This window comes from Streptomyces sp. NPDC024017 (assembly GCF_040638895.1).
Lineage (GTDB): Bacteria > Actinomycetota > Actinomycetes > Streptomycetales > Streptomycetaceae > Streptomyces.
This window is the reverse complement of record NZ_JBEZYZ010000003.1, coordinates 121,355-143,982: the sequence shown is the minus strand read 5'-3', so window position 1 is coordinate 143,982 and position 22,628 is coordinate 121,355. Positions and strand designations below refer to the sequence as shown.

The 22,628-nt window shown below is 72.0% G+C and carries 19 protein-coding genes; 9 read left to right on the top strand and 10 right to left on the bottom strand.

Features of this window, described 5'->3' with window-relative positions; translation table 11 throughout:
- The first annotated feature begins 10 nt into the window (after positions 1-10).
- On the top strand, positions 11-2,485 hold the full coding sequence (locus tag AB0G20_RS08990; RefSeq protein WP_361298103.1) for a CBM35 domain-containing protein: 2,475 nt from the start codon (positions 11-13) through the stop codon (positions 2,483-2,485).
- A 101-nt stretch (positions 2,486-2,586) separates the two neighbouring features.
- Here AB0G20_RS08990 and AB0G20_RS08985 read toward each other — a convergent pair whose 3' ends face one another.
- Both AB0G20_RS08985 and AB0G20_RS08980 read right to left on the bottom strand, forming a co-directional pair.
- Positions 2,587-3,576, bottom strand: a complete 990-nt coding sequence (locus AB0G20_RS08985) for a M56 family metallopeptidase (protein ID WP_361298100.1) — start codon at positions 3,574-3,576, stop codon at positions 2,587-2,589.
- A gap of 6 nt (positions 3,577-3,582) precedes the next feature.
- Positions 3,583-3,969 (bottom strand): BlaI/MecI/CopY family transcriptional regulator, encoded by a 387-nt coding sequence (locus AB0G20_RS08980; protein ID WP_361298097.1) that lies wholly within the window; start codon positions 3,967-3,969, stop codon positions 3,583-3,585.
- 145 nt (positions 3,970-4,114) lie between these two features.
- Here AB0G20_RS08980 and AB0G20_RS08975 point away from each other — a divergent pair, with 145 nt between their 5' ends.
- From AB0G20_RS08975 to AB0G20_RS08965, 3 genes are all read left to right on the top strand, one after another.
- Complete coding sequence (locus AB0G20_RS08975) at positions 4,115-4,690, top strand: TerD family protein (protein ID WP_361298094.1); 576 nt, start codon at positions 4,115-4,117, stop codon at positions 4,688-4,690.
- Positions 4,691-4,768: 78 nt separating this feature from the next.
- Complete coding sequence (locus AB0G20_RS08970; RefSeq protein ID WP_361298091.1) at positions 4,769-5,434, top strand: hypothetical protein; 666 nt, start codon at positions 4,769-4,771, stop codon at positions 5,432-5,434.
- Positions 5,422-5,673, top strand: coding sequence for a twin-arginine translocase TatA/TatE family subunit (locus tag AB0G20_RS08965; RefSeq protein WP_361298088.1), 252 nt, complete (start codon positions 5,422-5,424; stop codon positions 5,671-5,673). Before AB0G20_RS08970 ends, AB0G20_RS08965 begins: the two co-directional genes overlap by 13 nt.
- 12 nt (positions 5,674-5,685) lie before the next feature.
- Here AB0G20_RS08965 and htpG read toward each other — a convergent pair whose 3' ends face one another.
- The 4 genes from htpG to AB0G20_RS08945 form a co-directional block, all read right to left on the bottom strand.
- Positions 5,686-7,584, bottom strand: a complete 1,899-nt coding sequence (gene htpG / locus AB0G20_RS08960) for a molecular chaperone HtpG (RefSeq protein ID WP_361298085.1) — start codon at positions 7,582-7,584, stop codon at positions 5,686-5,688.
- 86 nt (positions 7,585-7,670) lie between these two features.
- Positions 7,671-8,390, bottom strand: coding sequence for a class F sortase (locus tag AB0G20_RS08955; protein ID WP_361298082.1), 720 nt, complete (start codon positions 8,388-8,390; stop codon positions 7,671-7,673).
- Positions 8,391-8,507: 117 nt separating this feature from the next.
- Positions 8,508-9,203 (bottom strand): hypothetical protein, encoded by a 696-nt coding sequence (locus AB0G20_RS08950; RefSeq protein ID WP_361298079.1) that lies wholly within the window; start codon positions 9,201-9,203, stop codon positions 8,508-8,510.
- A gap of 195 nt (positions 9,204-9,398) precedes the next feature.
- Positions 9,399-9,686: a DUF3040 domain-containing protein gene (locus AB0G20_RS08945; protein ID WP_361298076.1), complete on the bottom strand. Its 288-nt coding sequence runs from the start codon at positions 9,684-9,686 to the stop codon at positions 9,399-9,401.
- A gap of 261 nt (positions 9,687-9,947) precedes the next feature.
- Between AB0G20_RS08945 and AB0G20_RS08940 the strand changes: the two genes are divergently transcribed.
- The 3 genes from AB0G20_RS08940 (at position 9,948) to AB0G20_RS08930 (ending at position 12,869) form a co-directional block, all read left to right on the top strand.
- The gene (locus tag AB0G20_RS08940) at positions 9,948-10,097 is read left to right on the top strand and encodes a hypothetical protein (protein WP_361298073.1); all 150 of its coding nucleotides are present in this window, start codon (positions 9,948-9,950) and stop codon (positions 10,095-10,097) included.
- Between the two features lie 193 nt (positions 10,098-10,290).
- On the top strand, positions 10,291-12,069 hold the full coding sequence (locus AB0G20_RS08935) for an aminotransferase class I/II-fold pyridoxal phosphate-dependent enzyme (RefSeq protein ID WP_361299344.1): 1,779 nt from the start codon (positions 10,291-10,293) through the stop codon (positions 12,067-12,069).
- The gene (locus AB0G20_RS08930) at positions 12,066-12,869 is read left to right on the top strand and encodes a phosphatidate cytidylyltransferase (protein ID WP_361298070.1); all 804 of its coding nucleotides are present in this window, start codon (positions 12,066-12,068) and stop codon (positions 12,867-12,869) included. The genes AB0G20_RS08935 and AB0G20_RS08930 overlap by 4 nt, the downstream gene beginning before the upstream one ends.
- 121 nt (positions 12,870-12,990) lie before the next feature.
- On the opposite strand, the gene AB0G20_RS08925 is transcribed toward AB0G20_RS08930, so the two are convergent.
- Both AB0G20_RS08925 and AB0G20_RS08920 read right to left on the bottom strand, forming a co-directional pair.
- Positions 12,991-14,454 carry an L-fucose/L-arabinose isomerase family protein gene (locus AB0G20_RS08925; RefSeq protein ID WP_361298067.1) on the bottom strand — a complete coding sequence of 488 codons (1,464 nt, stop codon included), beginning with the start codon at positions 14,452-14,454 and terminating at the stop codon, positions 12,991-12,993.
- 31 nt (positions 14,455-14,485) lie between these two features.
- Complete coding sequence (locus AB0G20_RS08920; RefSeq protein WP_361298064.1) at positions 14,486-15,742, bottom strand: MFS transporter; 1,257 nt, start codon at positions 15,740-15,742, stop codon at positions 14,486-14,488.
- 209 nt (positions 15,743-15,951) lie between these two features.
- On the opposite strand from AB0G20_RS08920, the gene AB0G20_RS08915 reads away from it, so the two are divergent.
- A complete protein-coding gene (locus tag AB0G20_RS08915) occupies positions 15,952-19,920 on the top strand; it encodes a glycosyl hydrolase (protein WP_361298061.1) in 3,969 nt (1,322 codons plus the stop codon).
- Positions 19,921-19,961: 41 nt separating this feature from the next.
- Here the strand turns inward: AB0G20_RS08915 and AB0G20_RS08910 are convergent, their stop codons facing one another.
- Positions 19,962-20,981, bottom strand: a complete 1,020-nt coding sequence (locus AB0G20_RS08910; RefSeq protein ID WP_361298058.1) for a LacI family DNA-binding transcriptional regulator — start codon at positions 20,979-20,981, stop codon at positions 19,962-19,964.
- 281 nt (positions 20,982-21,262) lie between these two features.
- The gene (locus AB0G20_RS08905; protein WP_361298055.1) at positions 21,263-21,694 is read right to left on the bottom strand and encodes a helix-turn-helix domain-containing protein; all 432 of its coding nucleotides are present in this window, start codon (positions 21,692-21,694) and stop codon (positions 21,263-21,265) included.
- A 79-nt stretch (positions 21,695-21,773) separates the two neighbouring features.
- Here AB0G20_RS08905 and AB0G20_RS08900 point away from each other — a divergent pair, with 79 nt between their 5' ends.
- On the top strand, positions 21,774-22,625 hold the full coding sequence (locus AB0G20_RS08900; protein WP_361298053.1) for a class I SAM-dependent methyltransferase: 852 nt from the start codon (positions 21,774-21,776) through the stop codon (positions 22,623-22,625).
- The last annotated feature ends 3 nt before the right edge of the window (positions 22,626-22,628 follow it).

The following is a 22,628-nucleotide window of genomic DNA, read 5'->3' as shown; positions in this document are numbered from 1 at the left end:
AGCAGCCGCCATGGCAGCCACCCTCCCCGCGGCCGGTCCAGCGGCAGCCGCAGCCGCAGCCGACCCGCAACGCCTCACCGTCGACCTCGACGCCTCCGAGGGCCCGGTGATGCTCGGCGCCAACGGCTCCCTGTACGGGCTCAGCGACGACGGGGTGCCCAGTGACGCCGTGATGGAGCCGCTGAAGATCACCAGCATCTCGCAGAAGCCGGAGGGCGGCGCCCAGCACCCCAACGGCGACGCGCTCACCGTCTCCAAGTCGTTCTTCCGCACCGGCGGCGGCGAGATCAACGTGATGATGCAGGACATCTACGCCAAGTGGCCGTACGAGGACCTCGGCATCGACGACTACCTCCCCAAGGTCGACAAGATCGTCAAGGAGGTCTCGGCCCACGCGAACAGCGACCGCTTCGTCTACATCCCGTTCAACGAGCCCGACCAGATCTGGTACAAGCTCGACGTCGCCGACCAGGCCCAGTACGAGAAGAACCGCGACCGGTTCTTCAAGGACTGGAAGACGGTGTACCACCGGATCCGCTCGATCGACCCGGACGCCCGGATCGCCGGCCCCAACGAGGCCGCCTACCACACCCGCCTGTTGAAGGACTTCCTCGCCTTCGCCAAGCGGGAGAACGTGCTGCCCCAGATCATGACCTGGCACGAACTCGGCTCCGGCTCCCTGCGCGACTTCCAGGCCCACTACGACGACTACCGCAAGCTGGAGCGCGACGCGGGTGTCGCCCCGCTGAAGATCAACATCGACGAGTACGCCAACCGCCGCGACCTGTCCGTGCCCGGGCAGCTCGTGCAGTGGGTGTCGATGTTCGAGCGCAACAAGGTGTACGCCAACATGGCGTACTGGGACGCCGCCGGGAATCTCAGCGGCCACGTGGTGCGCTCGAACATCCCCAACGGCGGCTGGTGGCTGTTCCGCTGGTACGCGGGCCTGACCGGGAACACCGTGAAGGTGACGCCGCCGCAGCCGAACACCATCGACACCCTCCAGGGCCTCGCCTCCCTGGACACCTCCCGCCGCCAGGCCCAGGTGCTGCTCGGAGGCGCCGACGGCGACTCGGACGTGGTCGTGCGCAACGTCCCGCGATCCGTCTTCGGCCGTACGGTCACCGCGACCGTCGCCGAGGCCGCGTGGTCGGGATACGAGGGGCAGCACGCGGCTCCGCGGGTCCTGGCGCGCACCAAGGTGAAGGTCGCGGACGACGGTTCGGCGACCGTACCGCTGCGCGGCCTGCACAAGATGTCGGCGTACCGGATCGTCCTCACCCCCGGCGGCTCGGGCACCCCGTCCGCCGCGTCCGTCCCGTGGTCGGCGTCGTACGAGGCCGAGGACGCGGCCCTCACCGACGGCAAGGTCTACACCCAGGGCACGGTGAGCAACGCCAACGGCTACGCGGCCTCCGGCACCAAGGACGTCGGCTCCCTCAACCAGCCCGGCAGCAAGGTCGCGTTCACGGTGAACGTGCCGAAGGACGGCACCTACGACCTGGCGATCCTCTACGGCAACCAGTCCGGCGGCCCCGCCACACAGAAGCTGATCGTCGACGGCGCCGACCCGGTGACGGTCACCTACCCCTCCACGGAGAACTGGACGTACCGCGCCAAGAAGAACGTCAGTGTCCAGCTGAAGGCCGGCACGCACCAGCTGATCCTGTCCAAGGGCGACGCCGAGGTCACGCTGGACCGGATCGACCTGACCAAGCGGACGGGCGCGCCCTTCGCTGCCTACGAGGCCACGCTGGCGGACATCAGCGGCAAGCCGTCGTACGACTACACCTCGTCGGCCGGTGTGGGCACGGGCTCCCTGGTGCTGCGCTCCGGAGACAAGGCCGTGTTCGACGTCTACGCCCCGCGCGACGGCTACTACACGGTGGTGCCGCGGACCTCGGCGGCCGTGAAGCTCTCGCTGCACGGGGAGACGGTCACGGCGGCGCCCGGCCGACCGCTGCGGCTGTACCTCGTCGCGGGCAACAACCGGGTCGCGATGACGTCGGGCCACTCCGCCGTCCGTTCCCTCGACGTCTCCGGCGACGGCTCGGCCGCCGGCACCCTCTCCTACGAGGGCGCCTCGGCCACGCTCGCTGGCGGGGCCAAGCTCGTCGACTCCCCGCACGCGTCCGCCGGGTCCTCCATCGGTTGGCTCGGCAACAGTGCCTCCAGCACCGCCGAGTTCACGGTGGACGCACCTCGGTCCGGCCACTATCTGCTGGTCGTCCACTACGCGCACAACGACCGCCGGGACAACGGCCACGCCTACAACACGGACATCATGTCCCGTACGGCGGACATCGAGGTCGGGGGCGCCGCGGCGCAGAAGGTCACCTTCAAGAACACCTGGAGCTGGGACGACTACTGGACGGTCGGCGTCCCGGTCGACCTGGCGAAGGGCGCGAACAAGGTGACGTTCGGCAACGCCGTTGCGTGGGCGCCGAACATCGACCGGATCGAGCTGGGCCGGATCGTGGGCTGAGCGGTGACGGGTGCGGTTGCGGTTGCGGTTGCGGTTGCGGAGGAACGAGGCATGGCCCTCCGCAACCGCGGTGCGCGCGGTGCTCAGCGCGCTCCAGCCCCTCAGAGGGGCGTCGCCGCGTGCAGGATGAGGACCATCGTCACCGCCGAATTCGCGGACGACAGCGCCGAGACGGCCGTTCCCGCGGCCGCGCCCCACGCCGCCAGTCCGACCGCCGTGCCCGCCGGCGGCCACTGGTGCACGGCGGGAGCCGGGCCGAGCAGTGCCGCCACCCGGCGCGGCACCGGACCGGGAGCGGCGAGTCCCGCGAGCGTGGGCAGCGGGGTACCCCGCGAGACGAGCGCGGCCGTGCCGATCGCCCTCGCCACCGTGCGGCGGCTGCCGATCACCCCGGCCGCCTCCTCGTCCGCCCACCGCTCCGCCGTGTACGCCACGGCGGAGCGCAGCGGCCGCAGGAACGGGTTGGCGCGGGCCGCCAGCTGAACGGCAAGCAGATAGCGGTCGTGACGTGCGGCGAGGTGCGCCCTCTCGTGGGCGAACAGAGCCCGCCGCTCGGCCGGCCGGAGCCGGTCCAGCAGGGCCGTGGTCACCACGACACGGCCACGCCCCCGGCGCGGGCCGCGTCCGTCGGCGCCGGCACGCGGTACACCGCCGCCGCGGCGCCCCCCGGGCGGCAACGCATACGCGTAGGGCACGGCGTCGGGCAGCACCGCCACCTCCGTACCGGGCAGCCCGGCCAGCGCGAGATGCGCCTGACGGCGTACCCGGACGTGCCTCCGCATCGTCCGGACACAGGCGACAACCACCGCACACAGCGCGGGAATCGCGGCCTTGCCCACGACCTCGTCGTACGGCACCGCCGCCCGCACCTCGGGGTCGGACCAGCCGTCCGGCAGCGGGTTGCCGGGGAGCTGGGCGGTGCCGACCACCATCACCAACGCCAGGCACACCGTGCTGCACAGCGCCAGCACCACGGCCAGCACCGTCAGCAGCCCGGTCGCGGTGCGGGGATGCAGGTGCTGTTCGGCGAGGCGGGCGACCGGCCAGGCCGTGAGCGGCAGGATCAGTGGCAGAAAGACGAAGACCCCCATGAGGCGTCAGTCTTCCCCTTCGCCCTGGGCCTGATCCAGCAGGTCGCGCAGCAGCTGCTCCTCGTCCGGGCCGAGGCCGGTGACGAAGCTGGCCAGCACGGCCCCGCGGTCGCTCTCGGCGTCCAGCACCTTGCGCATCTTGCGGGCGGCCAGGCCCGCCTGGTCCGAGGCGGGCGTCCAGACGAAGGACCGGCCGACCCGCTCCCGGGTGACCGCGCCCTTGCCCAGCAGCCGGGTCAGGATCGTGATCACCGTCGTGTACGCGAGGTCACCGCCCAGGCGTTCCTGCACCCAGCCGGCCGTGGCCGGGCCGTCCGCCTCCCGCAGCGCCGACAGCACCAGCGCCTCCAGCTCGCCCTGTCCCCGCCGGGGACGCTGCCCGGGACCCGTCACCGCCCTGCCTCCGTTTCGCAGCCCTGCGTTGCCCTTGCGGACATCGTATAGATCCGCCCTTCCCATCCCATCTGCTTCTACATTGCTGTAGATTTCAGATTGTCATCCAACCGCACACGTCAAAGCGCTCAAGAAGGAGTACCTCGTGGGAGTTTCCCTGTCCAAGGGCGGCAACGTCTCGCTCAGCAAGGAGGCGCCGGGCCTCACCGCCGTCCTGGTCGGTCTGGGCTGGGACGTGCGCACCACCACCGGCACCGACTACGACCTCGACGCCTCCGCCCTGCTCCTCGACGCCTCCGGCAAGGTCCCCTCGGACCAACACTTCGTCTTCTACAACAACCTCAAGAGCCCGGACGGTTCGGTCGAGCACACCGGCGACAACCTCACCGGTGAGGGCGAGGGAGACGACGAGTCCGTCAAGGTGAACCTCGCCGCCGTGCCCGCCGAGATCGACAAGATCGTGTTCCCGGTGTCCATCCACGACGCCGAGAACCGCGGCCAGAGCTTCGGGCAGGTCCGCAACGCCTTCATCCGGGTCGTCAACCAGGCGGGCGGCCAGGAGATCGCCCGCTACGACCTGTCCGAGGACGCCTCCACGGAGACCGCGATGGTCTTCGGCGAGCTCTACCGGCACGGCGCCGAGTGGAAGTTCCGTGCCGTCGGCCAGGGCTACGCCTCGGGTCTGGCCGGTATCGCCTCCGACTTCGGCGTCAGCGTCTGACCCGGACCGACCGTGCCGCCGGGCCCGCCGTGGGTGGCCGGGCCCGGCGGCCGCACCAGCAACCGACCGGGAGACCATGTGGCCGACCCGTCCCGCCTCCGCCCGGACGACCGCGCGGACTTCGAAGCCGTACTGCAGCACGCGCTGGGCACCGCGGACATCCGTGACGCCCTGGGCGCCGACCCGGCCGGCCGGGCGGCAGCGCACCTGCGCGCCCATGCCCTCGACCGCACCGACGACATCGCGGCGGCGGCCGACGAGCCGTACCGCTCGTATCTCGCCGTGCGCAGGGCCGCCCGGCACGAGGCGCGGGGTCCGCTCGGCACGGGCACTCTGCTGCCGGCCCTCGCGGTGCTCACACCGCTCGTGGCGGGGACGTCCGCCGCGGCGCTGCTCCTGACCGGCGCTCTGCTGCACCTCGCCGACACCCTCGGCCCGTTGCCCGGATCGCTCGTCGCGGCCGGCTGGACCCTGGCGCTGGTGGCGGCCGTGACCAGCCTCGTCACCCTGGCCGCTCTGCTGCGCACGGCCCTGCGCCGGCGCGGCGCGACCCCGGCCGCCGACCAGGTGGAGCACGCCCGGCTGGTCTGGCGGCAGGAGCTGCTCGACCGCGGGATGCTGCCCCACCTGCGCCGGCACCTGCTGCCGCATCCCGATACGGCGATCACGCCGTGCTCGCCGCCCGATACGCTCTCGCCGTGCCCGGCCCGGGCGAGAGAGGACAGGACACCATGTTCGGACTGAGCGAGATCGCGATCATTCTCATCGTCGTCATAGCCGTCATCGGGATGAAGAAGCTCCCCGAGCTGACCCGCTCGGCCGGCAAGGCGGCCCGCATCCTCAAGGCCGAGGCCCGCGCGGCGAAGGACGAGGAGGCCGGTACGGCCCCCGCGCCGCGGGTGGTCCAGGGCGAGATCGTCCCGCCGGGCACCGGCACGACCCCGCCCGGTGCCCGGGCGGCGGGCGCCCCGGACCACCCCTGATCCGCCCCGTGACTACAACGTGCGCTCCAGGCGGTCAGCGACGAGCCTGACGAAGCGCGCCGGGTCCTTGGGCTGACCGCCCTCGGCGAGCACCGCCAGGGTGTGGAGCAGCTCGGCGGACTCGCCGAGCTCCGCACGGTCCTCGCTCGCCCGGTACGCCTCGTGCAGGCCCTTCACCAGCGGGTGGCCGGGGTTGAGCTCCAGGATCCGCTTGGTGCGCGGCACCTCCTGGCCCATCGCCCGGTACATGTTCTCCAGGGCGGGGGTCAGATCGTGCGCGTCCGAGACGACGCAGGCCGGGGAGACCGTGAGCCGCGTGGAGAGGCGGACCTCCTTGATGTCCTCGTCCAGCTGCTCCCGCATCCAGCCGAGCAGCCCGGCGTACTCCTCGGCCTGCTTCTCCCGCTCCTCGCCGGCCTTCTCCTCGCCCTCGCCGTCGAGGTCGATCTCGCCCTTGGTGACGGACCGCAGCTTCTTGCCCTCGTACTCGCCGACGGCGTCGACCCAGACCTCGTCGACGGCGTCGGTGAGCAGCAGGACCTCGATGCCCTTGTCCCGGAACGCCTCCATGTGCGGGGAGTTCTCGATGCTCTGCCGGGACTCACCGGTGATGAACCAGATGTCGTCCTGACCGTCCTTCATCCGCTCCACGTACTGCGCGAGCGTGGTCGGCTCGTCGTCGGAGTGCGTCGTCGCGAACGAGGAGACGGCGAGGATCGCGTCGCGGTTCTCGGAGTCGGTGACCAGGCCCTCCTTCAGGGCGGTGCCGAACTCGCGCCAGAACGTGCGGTAGCGGTCGGCGTCCTTGGCGAGGAACTCCTTGACCGTGGACAGCACCTTCTTCGTCAGCCGGCGCTGCATCATCCGGATGTGCCGGTCCTGCTGGAGGATCTCGCGGGAGACGTTGAGCGAGAGGTCCTGCGCGTCGACGACGCCCTTGACGAAGCGCAGGTAGGGCGGCAGCAGCGCCTCGCAGTCGTCCATGATGAAGACGCGCTTCACGTACAGCTGGACGCCGCGCTTGAAGTCCCGCGTGAACAGGTCGTGCGGGGCGTGCGAGGGGACGAAGAGCAGGGCCTGGTACTCGAAGGTGCCCTCGGCCTGGAGCCGGATCGTCTCCAGGGGCTCGCGCCAGTCGTGGCTGATGTGCTTGTACAGCTCGTGGTACTCGTCGTCGGACACCTCGTCGCGCGAGCGCGCCCAGAGGGCCTTCATGGAGTTCAGCGTCTCGGGCTCGGGCGCGCCCTCGCCGTCCTTCGCCTCCGGGACCATCCGGATCGGCCAGGTGATGAAGTCCGAGTAGCGCTTGACGATCTCCCGGATCGTCCACTCGGAGGTGTAGTCGTGCAGCTGGTTCTCGGGGTCGGCGGGCTTGAGGTGGAGCGTGACGGACGTGCCCTGGGGCGCGTCGTCGACCCTCTCCAGGGTGTACGTGGCCTCGCCGCGCGACGTCCAGCGCGTCCCCTGGCCCTCGCCGGCGCGCCGGGTCACCAGGGTGACCTCGTCCGCCGCCATGAAGCCGGAGTAGAAGCCGACACCGAACTGGCCGATGAGTCCCTCGGCCCCGGCGGCGTCCTGGGCCTCCTTCAGCTCCTTGAGGAACGTGGCCGTGCCCGAGTTGGCGATGGTGCCGATGAGCTGCCCGACCTCGTCGTACGACATGCCGATGCCGTTGTCCCGCACCGTGAGGGTGCGGGCCTCCTTGTCGACGTCGAGCTCGATGTGCAGGTCCGACACGTCGGCGTCGAGCGAGTCGTCCCGCAGCTTCTCCAGACGCAGCTTGTCGAGCGCGTCGGAAGCGTTGGAGACGAGTTCCCGCAGGAAGACATCCTTGTTCGAGTAGACCGAGTGGATCATCAGCTGGAGCAGCTGACGCGCCTCTACCTGGAACTCAAACGTTTCGGTCGTCATGGTTCGCGAATCCCTCACAGGTCCCACAGTCGCCTGAACTGGTGGCAGTCACTTTAAAACACCTAGTCAGGCCGGTGCCCCGGAAGTCAGACGAGGTGGGCGAAGACGACCAGATTCTCGGTGTAGTCCCGGGCCTGACGGTCGTAGAAACCCGAGCAGGTGATGAGCCGGACCTGGGCCTCGGGTGTGTCGCCGTACACGCGGTCACTGGGGAAGGCGTCCTTCTCGAACGACTCCGTGTGGTCGACGGCGAAGGTGGCCTTGCTGCCGTCGGCTCGTGCCACCTGGAACCGGTCGCCCTTCTTCAGCTCGCTGAGTCCGGCGAACACGGCCGGGGAGGTCGGGGTGTCCACGTGCCCGGCGATGATGGCGGTACCGGCTTCTCCGGGGGTGTGGCCCTTGGCGTACCAGCCGACGAGGTTGGTGTCGTTCGGCGGCGGGGGCTCCAGCTGTCCGGAAGGGTTGATGGCGAGGTCGGTGAAGGGCGCGTCGACCGAGATCTTGGGGATCAGCAGGCGGACCGGGCGGGACCGCGGCAGCTGCGGGCCGGCTCCGGACGCGGCCGACCGGTGCGGCGCCGCGGACGTGGACCGCGTGTCGGGCAGATCGGGGACGGCCGAGGCGGCTGCCACGGCAGGCGGCGCGTGTGGCGGGCCGGCATCGTCGGTCGACTCGCCGCTGCCGCCGAACAGATTCACGGTCAGGACGAGGGCGGCCACCGCCCAGAGCACCGTCACGACGGTGCGGAACCGCCGCCTCGACGGTTCGGGGCCGGGGTCGGGAAGAGCGGGAGGACTGGCTGCCATCAAGGACCACCTCATTCAGGCACGGCAGCGGGCACGGCACGCGGGAGGACGAGCCGGGCCGCCGCGACGCGCTGGGCACGTGCGGCGGCCACGGCCGGCTATGAGGTCAGGCATGGGTCATACGGCGCCCTGCGAGGCCCTCTGACGACGCAGCGCGTACAGGCCGGTGCCGGCCACCGCCAGCACCGCCAGCCCGCCGGCGGTCACGCCCGGGGCGGAGGCGAGCCCGCCGCCACCGGTGTGCATGCCGCCGCGCGGCTTGTCGTGCCGGTCGTGCTTGCCCTCCCAGGAGCCCTTCTCGTGTCCGCCTTCCTTGCCCTCCTCGTTGCGCTTGTCGCCCCAGTCGTCCTCGCCGTCCTTGTACGTGTCCGGGTCGTACTTGGAGTTCTCCCAGTCGTCGCCCGCCGTCACGGCGGCCAGCGCTCCGCCACCGGTGTGCATCCCGCCGTGCGGCTTGTCGTGCTTGCCCTTCCAGGAGCCCTTCTCGTGCCCGTTCTCCTTGCCCTGCTCCTCGTGCTTGCCCTCTTCCTTGCCCTCTTCCTTGCCCTCTTCGTCGCTCATGGCGCCGGACGAGTCCTCGTCCTGCTTGGAGGTCTTCCAGTCCTCGTCCGCGGTCACCGCGGCGAGTGCTCCGCCACCCGTGTGTACGCCGCCGCGCGGCGCGTGGTGGTCGCCGTCCTTGTGGTGCTCCTTGCTGTAGGAAGTGGTGTCGTGGTCCCAGTCACCCATCGCCTCGGCGTAGGCGGCGGGTGCGGCGATCGCGAGGGCGGCTGTTGCCGTGGCCGTCGCGAGCAGCATGCGGGCAGAGCGCATCGGTGAGTCCTTCCGTCGCGAGCCGGGCAGCTGACGCCTCGCCAGCTCACGAGACCCGGCCTCGACATGAACCACCGTCAGTCATGCCGGGCGGTCCCACCATCCAGAGCGTTCACACGGGTTACAACGGCACCCTGACGGCGCACACTCCCCGATGTCCGGGCGTCACGGGAGGCCCCCGGACGGCCGCCCGCGTCAGCGTCGCCCGAACCCCCGGTGCGTCATGCGGGCCGGGTCCGGATCCGCCAGCTGGGCCGCCATGCCGACGAGGACCAGCCCGCCGGCGATGAGCAGCCCCTGGGCCAGGGCGATGCCGGAGCCCAGCACGGCGACGCCGAGTGCCAGCCCCCACCAGGCTCCGGTGCGCCGGTACTCCCGGGGCCGGGTGGGGCGGCCGGATCTCATGGCCCGGGTGAACCGGGGGTCCTCCCGCTCGAGTCGTGCTTCGAGATCGACCAGACGGTGGTCTTCGGACTGGGGCACGGCTTCTCCTTCCCGGAACCCGAGCGCTTCGCGGCAGGGCACGGCCGAGGCCATGACGCGTCCTGGGGGTCGGGTCCTGTGACGGTGCGGAGGGAGACAGGTCGCCGATGCGGCGGTGCGGCCGGCCGCGGCTGTCTCACCAGGGCTTCAGCTTCTCCCCCCCTCCAGCGGCTTCCGCCATCCGGCCCAACCCTCATCCTTCCCGGTGGGCGCCCCCCATGAACGCCGAGCCGACGGGCGGGTGTTCGGTTCCGAGGATGGGTGCTGTCACGGATGGCCGCGGCCGGGCAGCGCACACGCTGGGTGCTGACGGTCTCGAGGAGGCGGTACGCGGTGCCCTCGTCCCGGCGGATCTTCCTGCTGAACGCCCTCGTGCTCATCGCGGCGCCGGGCTGCTGCCGGGCCCGGTGACCGTGTCCACGCCGGTCCTCCGGGTGGGGACAACACCCACCCGTCCTCTTCCAGCCGGAGGCGGCGATGCCACGCGTGGGACGACTGCGCCTGAGTACGCGTACCCAGGTTGATTGTGCCGCTCGGCTCTGTCGCGGCCGCTCTGCGCTCTCCACGATGGAACGGCCCCACCCCGCGTCGAAAGAGTCAAATAATGGGTCGTGACCTGCAGCTGCGCGTTGCCGTTCCGGAGGATCTCGAGTGGATCCACGAACTGCGTCACCGCGTGTACGCAGAGGAGCTGGGCCAGCATGCGCTGGATCCGTCCGGGCGGCTTCACGACGGGCTGGACGGCGACAACGTCTACCTGGTCGCGGCGCGAGGCACGACCCGGATCGGTTTTGTCAGCCTGACTCCGCCCTGGCTGGGGCGGTACGCGCTGGACAAGTACCTGACCCGCGACGAGTTGCCGCTGCTGACCGAGGGCGGCCTGTTCGAGGTGCGCATCCTCACCGTCGAGCCGCGCTGGCGGGCCTCCGCGGCGGCCCCGCTGCTGATGTACGCGGCACTGCGCTGGATCGCCGCCCGGGGCGGTCGCCGGGTGGTGGCGATGGGGCGCACCGAGTTGCTCAACATGTACCTGGCCGCCGGCCTGCGCCCGGTCGGCCGTACCGTCCACAGCGGTGCGTTGACGTTCGAGGTGCTGACCGCCGGCGTGGCCGAGCTGACGAAGGTCACGACAGACCGATACCGCACCACGCTGGAGCGTCTGCGGTCCGAAGTGGACTGGCGGCTGGACGTCGCGTTCGCACCCCGGCCGGACGGCTGCGAACACGGCGGCGCTTCGTTCACGGCCATCGGCACGGACTTCCGCAGCCTGCACCGACGCCATCAGGTGGTCGCGGCCGACGTGCTGGATGCCTGGTTCCCGCCGGCCCCCGGGGTGCGGGCGGCACTCGCGGAAGATCCGGCCTGGGCCGCCCGGACCTCGCCTCCGACCGGGGCCGAGGGACTGCTGGCGGACATCGCCGCGGCCCGGGCGCTGCCGGCGGAGACGCTCGCGGTCGGCGCCGGTTCGTCCGACCTGATCTTCAGGGCATTCGGCCAGTGGCTGACCCCGGAAAGCAGAGTGCTGCTGATGGACCCGGGCTACGGCGAGTATGCCCACGTCACGGAGCGGGTGATCGGATGCCGGGTGGACCGGTTCCCGTTGCGCCGCGAAGACGGCTGGCGGATCGATCCGGCCCGGCTGTCTGCTGCCGTCAGAGCCGGCCGCTACGACCTCGTGGTGGTGGTCAACCCCAACAACCCGACCGGACGCCACGCTCCGGCCGCCGAGCTGCGCTCGCTGATCGCCGCCGCGCCGGCCCGAACCCGCTGGTGGATCGACGAGGCGTACCTGGGTTATGTCGACCTGACCGAGTCGCTCGCCGGCCTCGCGGCGAACGACCCGCGGGTAGTGGTCTGCAGCTCCTTGTCCAAGATGTATGCGCTGTCCGGTATGCGGGCCGCATACCTGGTGGCCGAGCCGACCACCGCGGCGCAGCTGCGCCGACACACCCCGCCCTGGCCGGTGAGCCTTCCGGCGCAACTGGCCGCAGTCGCAGCCCTGCGCGACCCGGCGTACTACAGCGACTGCTGGCGTCGCACGCACGCGCTGCGCCGGCGACTGGCCGCCGACCTGGCCGCGCTGGACGAGGCCGTGGTGGTCGAAGAGGCCGTGGCGAACTTCCTCACCGTGACCCTGCCGTCCGGCGGGCCGAGTGCCGCGCAACTGGTGGACGAGTGCCGCCGCAGCGATGTGTACCTGCGCGACCTGTCACCGTTGTCCTCTCAGTACCAGGGGCGCACCGTGCGCATCGCGGTCAAGGACACCGCCGAGAACGCGCGCATCGTGGCCGCGTGTCAGGCCGCCCTGGACGTACTGCGGCCGGGTTCGGCGTCGCTCGTTCCGACGCCTTCGGGCGCATCCGCCGCCGGATCCGCCCGGTGATCACCGTGGCCTCCCTGGCGCCCTACCTCGGTGGTGCGCTGGCGCTGGGCGGCATCGCGGTGGCGGTGTCCCGGCGCCGCGAGCTGCTGATCCGGTGGTGCGCCTGGGCGATCGGAGTGCCACTGGTCACCGGTGCGTTCTGGTTGGGCCGACCAGGCGCCGCGGCCATCGCCATCGCGGTTGCGGTGATCGCGGTGATGGAGTTCGGCGGGCTGATGCGGCTGGGCCGGGTGGACCGGGTGGTGCTGGCCGCGGCGGTGGCAGGCGTGGTGCTGGCTGCCTGGCTGGCGCCCGGGCAGGTGCTGCGTGTGCTCGCGACCGGGGCGCTCGCGGTGGCCGCGGTGCCGCTCCTGGCCGGCGACGCCGACCATGGCTTGCGCCGGCTCTGCGCCGGCCTGTTCGGGCTAGCCTGGCTGGGTGTGCTGGCCGGGTTGGTGGTGCTCGGGGCGAGTGCGCTCGCGCTGTTCGTGGCGGTCTCGATCGCCGACATCGTGGCGTACTTCGCCGGTCGAGGGCTGGGCGGGCCGCGGCTGTCGCCACTGTCCCCGGCCAAGCGGTGGAGCGGAACGCTGGCCGGAGCCGCGGCCGGCCTCGGTGTGCTCGCCGTGCTGTCCTCGCTGAGCTGGCCGATGGCGGTCGCGGTGGCGGTCGGCGGCCCGGCCGGGGACCTTCTCGAGTCCATGGTCAAAAGAGGTGCACGGGCGAAGGACGCCGGCCGCTGGCTACCCGGCTCCGGAGGCCTGCTGGACCGGATCGACTCGCTGCTCATCGCGTTGGCCGTCCTGCTCGTGCTGCCCTGACCCTCATCGCCCGGCGCCCCGTCATTCACGTTTCCCACCCTTCCGTCCTCCTGGGCACCGGCTGCGGCTCATCGAGGGAGTCATCGGCGTCGTCGTCACGTTCCGCCGTCCGGCCGAGGCCTCACACCTGCCGGTGGTCGATGCCCAGCAGGCTCGCGGCCGCCCGGAAGTCCGCCGTGTGGCGGCCGACCGCGAGGGACCAGTGGTGGCCGACGCCCGTGGCGCTCCAGGCGTCGACCCATTCGCCCGGGTCGCGGCCGAAGTCGACCCGGCTGGTGGTGTTGCCGATCTCCAGCAGCGGTCCCGGTACGACGGTGCCCTCGGAGGTGACGAAGCACAGGCTGCCATCGGCGTCCTGGCCGAGGCCGAGCAGCGTGACGGGCCCGTGCCGGACGTCGAACTCGACGCTCACGCCCCAGCCGCGCTTGCCGTGGTAGACGCCGAGGCCGCGCAGCAGGGGGTCGCGCGCGCCGACGGCGAGGTGTGCGGGGCCGTCGTGGCCCATCTCCACCACGCCGTCCTCGAAGTTGAGGGCCTGGATCTCGGTGAAGGAGCCTCCGGCGCCGACGCTCTGGGAGGCGAGCTGGGCGACGGACGTGCGCAGTTCGTACTCGCCGGCCGCGGGCACGCCCCGGGCGGTGAGCAGGGAGGCGCCGAGGATCATGCCGGCGCCGAGCCGCTCGTGCAGTTCACCGTCGAGGCCGCGGTGGTAGTAGGCGAGGCTGTCGAGCTCGAAGTCGGCCACCAGCCGGTCCAGGGCGACGGACACGGTCGCGCCCCACGCGAAGTCCTCCTCCACGACACTCTCGTCGAGGGTGAAGATCTGCCGGGCCAGCGCCATCCGTTCCCTGGTCTCCGCCTCGGTCACCCGTTCCACGCGGTGCCTGAGGTCGTCGAACTCCAGAACCTCCACGTGCGAGCCGAACGTCGTGGCGAGCAGCGTCGGATCGGTCTGCACGTCGAGCATGCCGGGGTACACGTGCCCCATGAGGCCGTGCCGGGCGTGCCGGAGCGCGGCACGGACGTGCGCGGCCCGGATCCACTGCTCGATGCGCCGCCAGGCGGACTCCTGCCGCAGCCAGCCCGACACCGACCGGAAAGGGATGCCGGCGCGCCGGAAGACGTTGCCGACCTCGGGGACGGGGCACTGCCCGCAGTAGGCCAGCCAGGCCCCGGTGTCGAAGGCGGCGTGGTCCATCTTCTCGGACGGCTGGAGGTCGATGACCAGGACCGGCGTGTGCGAGCGCTGCGCGATCGGCAGCACCATAGAGGAGGTGAGGTACGTCGTCAGGAACAGCACGATCAGGTCGCAGTCGGCCCGCCGCAGTTCCTCGGCGGCGCGGGCGCCTTCCTGGGCGTCGGAGACGAACCCGGCGTCGGTCACCTCCGCGTCCATCTCCCGGAAGCGCTCGGCGACATAGGCGGCCGACTCCTTCAGCTGCGGGAGGAGGCCGGGGAACTGCGGCCAGTACGTGCCGAGTCCGCCGGCGACCAGCCCGATCCGGGTGCGGCGCCGGGTGACCGGCGGGAGCAGGTCGTGCAGGGCGGCGGTCCGTACGGCCGTGCGGTCCGCGGTCGTTGCCATGGTCGGTGCTCCTTGTCAGATGTGCTGCGGCTCAGGTGCTGGACACGCGCAGGTCCGCTCTGTCCTGTACGGCGCTCGCGGACCGCGGGACCAGGACGCGGATGATGAACACGCCCGCGAACGCCGCCGCCGTCATGCAGGCGGTGATCGTCCAGAGCAGGACGGACGGGCTGTAGTCGGCGAGGGCGGGGGTGAAGAACGCGGCGACCGCGAACACGCCCCGGGACAGGGCGTAGGTGAGGCCCTGGGTGGTGCCGCGGGTGTCCGCGGGCAGCGTGAGCTGCGACCACACCTTGTAGTTGGCCTCTCCGGCGAAGGGGTTGGAGAGCTGGTAGAGCACGAAGAAGACGAGCATGCCGACGAGTGCGCCCGCGGTGAGGGACGCGATGACGAAGGCGAGGATCTGCACCACCGCGGCCACGTGGAACAGCCGGTCGCGCCAGGGGCTGTCGGCGACCCGGACGAAGGCGAACGTCAGGAGCACGCCGATCGGGATGAAGGCCAGGTTGATTCCGGTGGCCAGGCTCTGCGAGGCGTCGCTGACGGTGACGAGCAGATAGGTGCCGAACTGGCCGAAGGTGTTGGCCCCGAGGCCCCAGGTCACGTAGAAGAAGAACGTCGCGGCCATCGGCAGCAGCGCGGCGCGGCTCCATACACCCTTCAGGGAGATGCCCTCCGGGGCGGTTTCGGTATCCGTCTCCGACGGCTCGTCGGACAGTTTCAGCCGGGACCGCAGGGCCCAGGTGACGAGTGCGGCGACGGCCAGTTGCCCGGTGATGAGCCGGGCCCCGGTCATGCCGGTGGTGGACAGGACGAAGCCGAGGAAGATGGCGACGGCGATGCCCAGCATCCACATGACCTGGGTGAACGCCACCAGCCTGCCCCTGGCCCAGGAGGGCGCCGCGTCCGACACCACGGCCAGGGACGTCGGCAGGTCGGCGCCGGCCGCGAGCCCCGCGACGAGGACACCGGCCAGCAGGGTGATGTCGTCCGGCGCGAGCGTGATGACGAGGGCGCCGATCGCGAAGCAGAAGATGTCCCAGTTGTAGACGCGGCGGCGGCCGAAGAGGTCGGCGAGCCGTCCGCCGACGAGGGATCCGACGGCGATGCAGCCGGTGACGATCGCGCTGATCGCCCCGGCCATCCACACGCCCATGTCGTAACTGTCGCGGTAGACGGCCAGGTTGACGGAGATGCTCACGATCAGCCCGGCGTCGAGATAGGAGGCCATGCCCGACAGGGCGGCGGCCTTCCAGAGCGGTTTGGGGATGGGGCGGGTACCGGCCATGATGCGACTCCGTCGTCTGGTGACATCGCGGTTCCGGGGGCCTGGTCGCAGCGAATATAGGGCGAGAAAAACGTTGCAACAAGGTGTCGCGCGCGCATGGGTGACATGACGCCGACTTCCGTGGCGCCGTCACAGGGATATGGCGCGGCCGCTCCAGCTCGCCTACGGTGAAGGTGGCCTAAAAACGTTTTAGGGGAAGGACGGTGTCCGTGATCTCCCCCGAGCTCCGGCGACTGTTCGACGATCCGCCCCGCGACTTCGGCCCCACTCCCCTGTGGTGGTGGTCGGGAGCGAAGGTCACCCGAGAGCGACTCGCCTGGCAGCTGCGGGCGTTCGCCGAGGGCGGGGTCCACAACCTCGTCGTCATCAATCTGGCCCCGGCCGGCCCGACGTTCGGGGCCCGGGCCGACGATCCGGCGTGGTTCGGCGAGGAGTGGTGGGCGCGCTTCACCGACGCCTGCGAGATCGCCGCGGAGCTGGGCACGCGGCTGTGGTTCTACGACCAGATCGGGTTCTCCGGGGCCAATGTGCAGGGCGGTGTGACACGGCGTCATCCCGGCGCGGCGGGACTCGCGCTGCGCTGCCGTGACGTGAGGGTCTCCCGGGGCACGGTCGGCCTGGCGGATGCCGAGACGCCGCTGGCGGCGTACTCCCGGCAGGGCCGGCGGCTCGACCTCGCCGGGGTCGGGCACATCGCGGCCCCGGACGGGACCGAGGTGCGGCTCGTCACCGCCGTCCCCACGGCGTTCGACTACCTGGACCCGCACGCCGTGGGCCTGCTGATGGACACGGTCCACCACGAGTACGACCGCCGCGTACCGGACTACCTCGGCACCGTCATCGCGGGCAGCTTCCAGGACGAACTGCCCGGCACCAACGCCTGGAGCCACCGTTTCGCCGACGAGTTCCGCACCCGGCGCGGCTACGACCTGCTCGACCACCTGCCGGCCCTGTTCGGCACGGACGCCGGCGTGCCGGAGGGGAAGGTCCGTGCCGACTACTACGCGGTCCGCGCGGAGCTGACCGAGGAGGCCCTGTTCCGGCCGCTGGCCGCCTGGCACCGCGAGCGCGGCCTGCTGCTGGGCAGCGACCAGAGCCACCCCGCCCGCGCGGGCTACCCGGCCCAGTCCACGCAGATCTACACCGACTACTTCCGCACCCACCGCTGGTACGGCGCCGCCGGCAGCGACCACCACGGCGACGCCAAGGTGCACTCCTCCATGGCCCACCTCTACGGCCACGAGCGCGTCTGGATCGAGGCGTTCCACTCCTCCGGCTGGGGCGGCACGCTGGAGGACACCTACGACTGGCTGCTGCCGTTCCTGCGCAGCGGCGCCAACCTGTACAACCCGCACGCCAGTTACTTCGGTACCGCGGGCGGCTGGTTCGAGTGGGCGCCGCCGTCCACCGACTGGCGCCAGCCCTACTGGAAGCAGTACCCGGCGTTCTCCCGGGCCGTCGCCCGGATCTGCTCGATCATGTCGTGGGGCGGCTACGCGGCGGACGTGGCGGTGCTGCACCCCACCGCCACCATGCAGGCCCTCGTCCCGCTGGACGAGCCCGTCCGGCACTTCGGCGACGGCCGGCTGGGCGACGGCCATGCCGACGCCGACGAGACCCAGCGGCACTACCTGGACCTGTGCGGCACGAACAACTGGCTCGGGCCGCACGCCGGTGCCCTGGACCGGCACGGGATCTCCTTCGACGTCGTCGACGACGACTCGGTGCAGCGCGCCAAGGCCACCGAGGGCGCCCTGCGGATCAGGGACCTGGCGTACGGCGTGGTGCTGCTGCCCTCGGCGAGCGTGCTGGAGGAGGAGACGGCACGCCGGCTGGCCGAACTGCTCGACGCGGGAGGGCGGGTGGTGGTCGTGGGCCGTCCGCCCGGGACGGCCGCGGGCCGGGCCGGTGACGACTCGGTCGTCGCGGCTCTGCTGGCCCATCCCCGGCTGGAGCGGGTGCGCGATCCGGAGGCCGCCGCCGAGGCGGTGGCCGACGCGGCCGGGCACGCGACGAGCCATGTGCCGCTGCTCGTCCGGCGGAAGGGGAACGAGGCGGTGGCTCTGGTCACGGCGGCCTTCCCGGAGATCGGCGCGCATCCGCTGCGACCGCCCGGCTCCACGCCCGAGCCGGTCCGCACCTCGTCCGTCACCGTCCGGGCAGGCGTCGCGGAGGCCGAGGTCTGGAACCCGGCGACCGGTTCCCGCGGCCCCGCCCGCGTGTCGGTCTGCGACGACGGCGCCCTCTCGACCATCGAGGTGCCGCTGGACGGTGCCCCGGCGGCCTTGGTCGTCTGGCGTGAGGGCCGTCCGGCATCGGCGCCCTCCGAGGGTGGGACGGCGGCCCGGGTGCTCGACGTCTCGACCGGATGGCACGGCCGGCTGGTCCCCACGATGGACAACACCTGGGGCGATCTGGCGCTGCCCCCGGGGGCGTCCGTGCAGGAGCCGCAGATCTGGACCATGGAGTGGACCGAGGGGGCGGTGTGGGAGCGCACCCGGGTCACCTACGGCAACCGGGTCCGGGTCCTGCCGCCGGTGCCACTCGATCAGGCTCCCGAGCCTCTGGACGCCGCGTGCGTGCAGCGGGTCCTGGCCGGCGAACTGCCCCTCGTGCCGGCGGACTCGGGCTGGGACGTCGCGGTGTACTCGTCGAGCCGCGGCATCCCGGACCAGGGAGGGTTGCTGGGTACCAAAGGGCTGGTGAACGAGGAGTTCGTACGCGTTCCCGTGCCGGTCGGCGCGACGGCCGCCCGGGTCCGGGCGATCGTGGAGACCGGCCGCCGGGGGCCTGCCGAGCTGCACGTCGGCGCGGAGGCGGTCAAGCGGGTGTGGTGGAACGGGGAGCCGCTGGCCCCGTACGACGACGGCTACCTGGCCTCCGCCCCGGTCACCGTGGCCCGCGACCGCAACGTGCTCGAGTACGAACTGGCCGACGCCCAGGACCGGCCCTCGACGATCTCGGCCGCCGCCGGCACACCGCTCGGCAGCTTCTTCTGCCTCTCCGAGCCGGGCGGGCTCGGGCCACGGCCGCGGTTCATGCGCCCGCCCGACGGGGTCCGGCCCGACGGCCGGGTCGCCTGTCGCGCACGGCTCCGGGTCCCGGGCGGCGGGGGGCGGGCGGTGCTCGTCGTGGGTGCCGCGTCGGCGGTGACCGTGCTGCTCGACGGGGCCGTGGTGGCGCGGCAGGAGAAGGTGGAGTACTACGAGGCGGACTGGGGCGCCGTGCCGATGTTCTTCCGTCACGAGCTCGAGCTCGGGGCGGGCGAGCACACGCTGGAGGTCGTGACCGACACCGACGATGTCCGGGACGGGGTGTTCGTCGACCTGGTGGCGCGCTCGGGGTCCGAGGTGACGGCCCTGGTCAGTGGCGCCGGCTGGGAGGCCGAGACGGGCGCGTGGCGGGGCCGGACCGTCGAGGACACGCGCAGGCGGGGCGAGTTGCAGCACTGCCATGCGGCCGTACGGCCGCACCCGCTGCCGGACACCGTGTGGCTCAACGGCCGTCCGCTGCTCGGCGGCGCCGTGTGGCCGTCGCGGTCCACCGACGGCGTCCGGGCGTCGCCGCAGCGCTTCCGGTTCACCGTGCCGGCGGGAACGGTGTCGCTGGAGCTGCCGTTGGCGCTGCCCGCGCGCGTGCGGGTCGGCGGCGGACCGGAACTGGCTTTGGCGGGCGACCGGCTGACGCTCCGTGAACCGCTCTCGGCACCCACCCGGGTCGAGGTGGTCACCGAGCCCACGGCGGTTCTGCGGGGCGGCTCCGCATGGCGCGGGCCGGTGCGGGTGCGGACCGTGCCGGCACCGCTGGCGCTGGGCGACTGGCGCGAGCAGGGGCTGGGCGGTTGGAGCGGGGGCGTGACGTATGCGCGTGCGCTGGACGTGCCGCCCGGGCCCGATCCCGTGCTGGATCTCGGGCGGGTGCGGGGCAGCGTGGAGGTGTCGGTCGACGGGGAGTTCGCCGGTGAGGCGTTCTGTCCGCCGTACCGCTTCCCGTTGCGCGGTGCCGCGGGGCGGACCGTCCGGCTGGAGGTGACGGTCCGGGGCACGCTGGCGCCGTACCTCGCGGAGGCCACGCCGACCGCCTGGGCCTTCGCATCCCAGCTGTCGTCGGGGCTGTGGGGGCCGGTGACGCTGCGGATTCCGTCCGGGGCCAGGTGTACTGACCCGCAGGGTTGTTGACGCGGATGATGGGCGGCTGGCCGCCGAGTGCGGTGTCGGCCCTAGCCGGCGGAGAGCGGCCGGGTGGAGTCGCGCAGGACCAGGCCGGGGGCGAAGACGCGGGTCTCGTGGAGGTGGTCCGCACGGGCCTCGATCTCGTCGAGCAGCATCTCCACGGCCGCCCGGCCGAGGTCCTCGACGGGCTGCCGGACCGTCGTCAGCGTCGTCGCCCCGAAGGTCGCGACGTCGAGGTCGCCGTAGCCGACGACCTGTACGTCCTCGGGGACGCGCACGCCCCGGTCGGCCAGGCCCCGGCACAGGCCGGCGGCGAGGAAGTCGTTGGTGCAGAACACCCCGTCGGGCAGGTCCTTCAGCCCGCGGGCGATCTCCGTGCCGTACGCGACGGTCATCCGCTCGGCGACGACCTGGTCGAGCCGGGCCTCGCGGCGGCTGCGTACGGCCTGCCGGGCGCCCTGGTAGCGGTCGGCGCACTGGCGTATGCCGCGCTCGCCGTTGACGACGAGGATGTCGCGGGCCCCGCTGTCGAGGAGGTGCTGTACGGCGATGCGGCCGCCGGCGATGTCGTCGACGGAGGCCGAGCAGCCCTCCCGGTCGGGCATCGCGCGGTCGGCCAGGACGAGCGGGATGCCCCGCTCGCGCAGCCGCGCCAGCCGGCCCGGGTCGGCGCTCAGCGGCACGACGACGACTCCGACGGCCCGCTGCTCGACGAGCATGCTGAAGTAGCCCTGCTCCCGCTCCGGGGCGTCCCCGCTGTGGCACAGGACGAGGGAGTAGCCGTGGTCGTAGGCCGCGTCGGCGGCGCCTCGCGCGATGCGCGCGTAGAAGGAGTTGGTGACGTCGGGCAGCACCAGCCCGATCGCGGAGGAATGGCCGGTGCGCAGGCCCGCGGCGCCCGGGTGGGGGACGTAGTCGAGCGCGGCGACGGCGACACGGACGCGTTCGGCGGTCTGGGCGTTGACCCGCTCGGGCCGGTTGAGCACGTTCGACACCGTGGACACCGAGACGCCGGCGGCGGCAGCGACGTCCTGGATGCGGGCGGGGCGTGCCGGAATGGCGTCCACCCCCTCGCTGTTGCAGCCGCGCGACCAGGCACGACGATGGCCTTCATGGGCGCCGCAAGTATAACGTGAGAGGCCTTGGAACGTTTTTCCTCACCCCATCTCCAGCGACCCGGCAGGCGGTGCCCCGGGGGCGACACGGCGGACGAGGGAAACAAGGGCCGTCCCTGCGGGGCACCGTGGGACCTTCTTCGGTCAGGACTGCAGCAGCCGAGGCCAGGCACGCGTCGACGGTAATCGGGCAAAGCACGGCCCAGGATCGGGCCAGGAGCGCCGACGGCCCGTCAACGGCGCTCGGGGGGCCGCCTTCCCGGCACCGCGACACCGCCGGACGCCGCCGCGTCGATCAGGCGGCGGAAGGTGGAGCACTCCAGGTGGCTGGGCGCGGGGCAGGCGGCGGCATGCCGCAGGGAATCCCGCAGGACGCCCAGTTCGCGGATCCTGTGGTCGAGTTCCTCCGCCTTGGCCGACAGCATCCGCCGGTCGATCCGCGGCTGCCCGTCCGGCGCGAACATCTGCGCGATCTCGTCGAGCGAGAACCCGGCCGTCCGCCCCAGCGCGATCAGCGCCAGCCGCTCCAGCACCCCGGGGTCGTACTGGCGTCGCAGGCCGCGCCGGCCGGTCGAGGCGATCAGCCCCTTCTCCTCGTAGAACCGCAGCGTCGAGGCGGGCACTCCGGCGCGGTGCGCCACTTCTGCGATGTCCAGGTCTGTCATTGTCTTGACCTCAAGTCGACTTGAAGTAGAACGCTGTCATCCCGTCCCGACGAAGGCAAGCAGAGGGAGAGACCCGAAGATGGATGCCTCACACAGGTCCGACGACGAGCAGGCCGCCCGCTGGAACGGACCCTCCGGCCGTGCCTGGGTGGATCTCCAGGGGGTGCTGAACGAGATGTTCCGGCCCATCGAGGAGCTGCTCGTCGACGCCGTGTCCGCCGAACACGCGGGCAGCGTGCTCGATGTCGGCTGCGGCACGGGCGGTATCACCCGGGCCGTCGCCCGCAGGGTCGGTCACTGCGTCGGGGTCGACATCTCCGCCCCGATGATCGAGACGGCCCGGGCGCGCGCCGAGCAGGAGGGCGTACCGGCGTCCTTCATCCAGGCCGACGCGCAGGAGTACGCGTTCGAACCCGGCGCCTTCGACGCCGTCATCTCGCGCTTCGGCGTCATGTTCTTCAGCGACCCCGTGCGGGCCTTCACCAATCTCCGGGCCACGGTGCGGGACGGGGCCGGGCTGCGGTGCGTCGTGTGGCGCGGCCCGGAGGAGAACCCGTTCATGACGACGGCGGAACGCGCCGCGGCCCCGTTCCTGCCGGAGCTTCCCGCCCGCCGGCCGGACCAGCCGGGCCAGTTCGCCTTCGCGGACCCGGAGCGGGTCCACCGCATCCTGGCGGAGAGCGGCTGGGCCGGGGTCGACATCCAGCCGGTCGACGTGGTCTGCGCCCTGCCCGAGAAGGAACTCGTCACCTACTTCACCCGGCTCGGCCCGCTCGGCATGGTCCTTCCCAGCGCCGACGAGCGGACCCGGGCAGAGATCGTCCAGGCGGTCCGCCCCGCCTTCGACCCCTTCGTGCAGGGCACGGAGGTCCGCTACACCGCGGCCTGCTGGATGGTCTCGGCGCGGGCCGTCGCCGCGAAAGTTTCGTGAGGT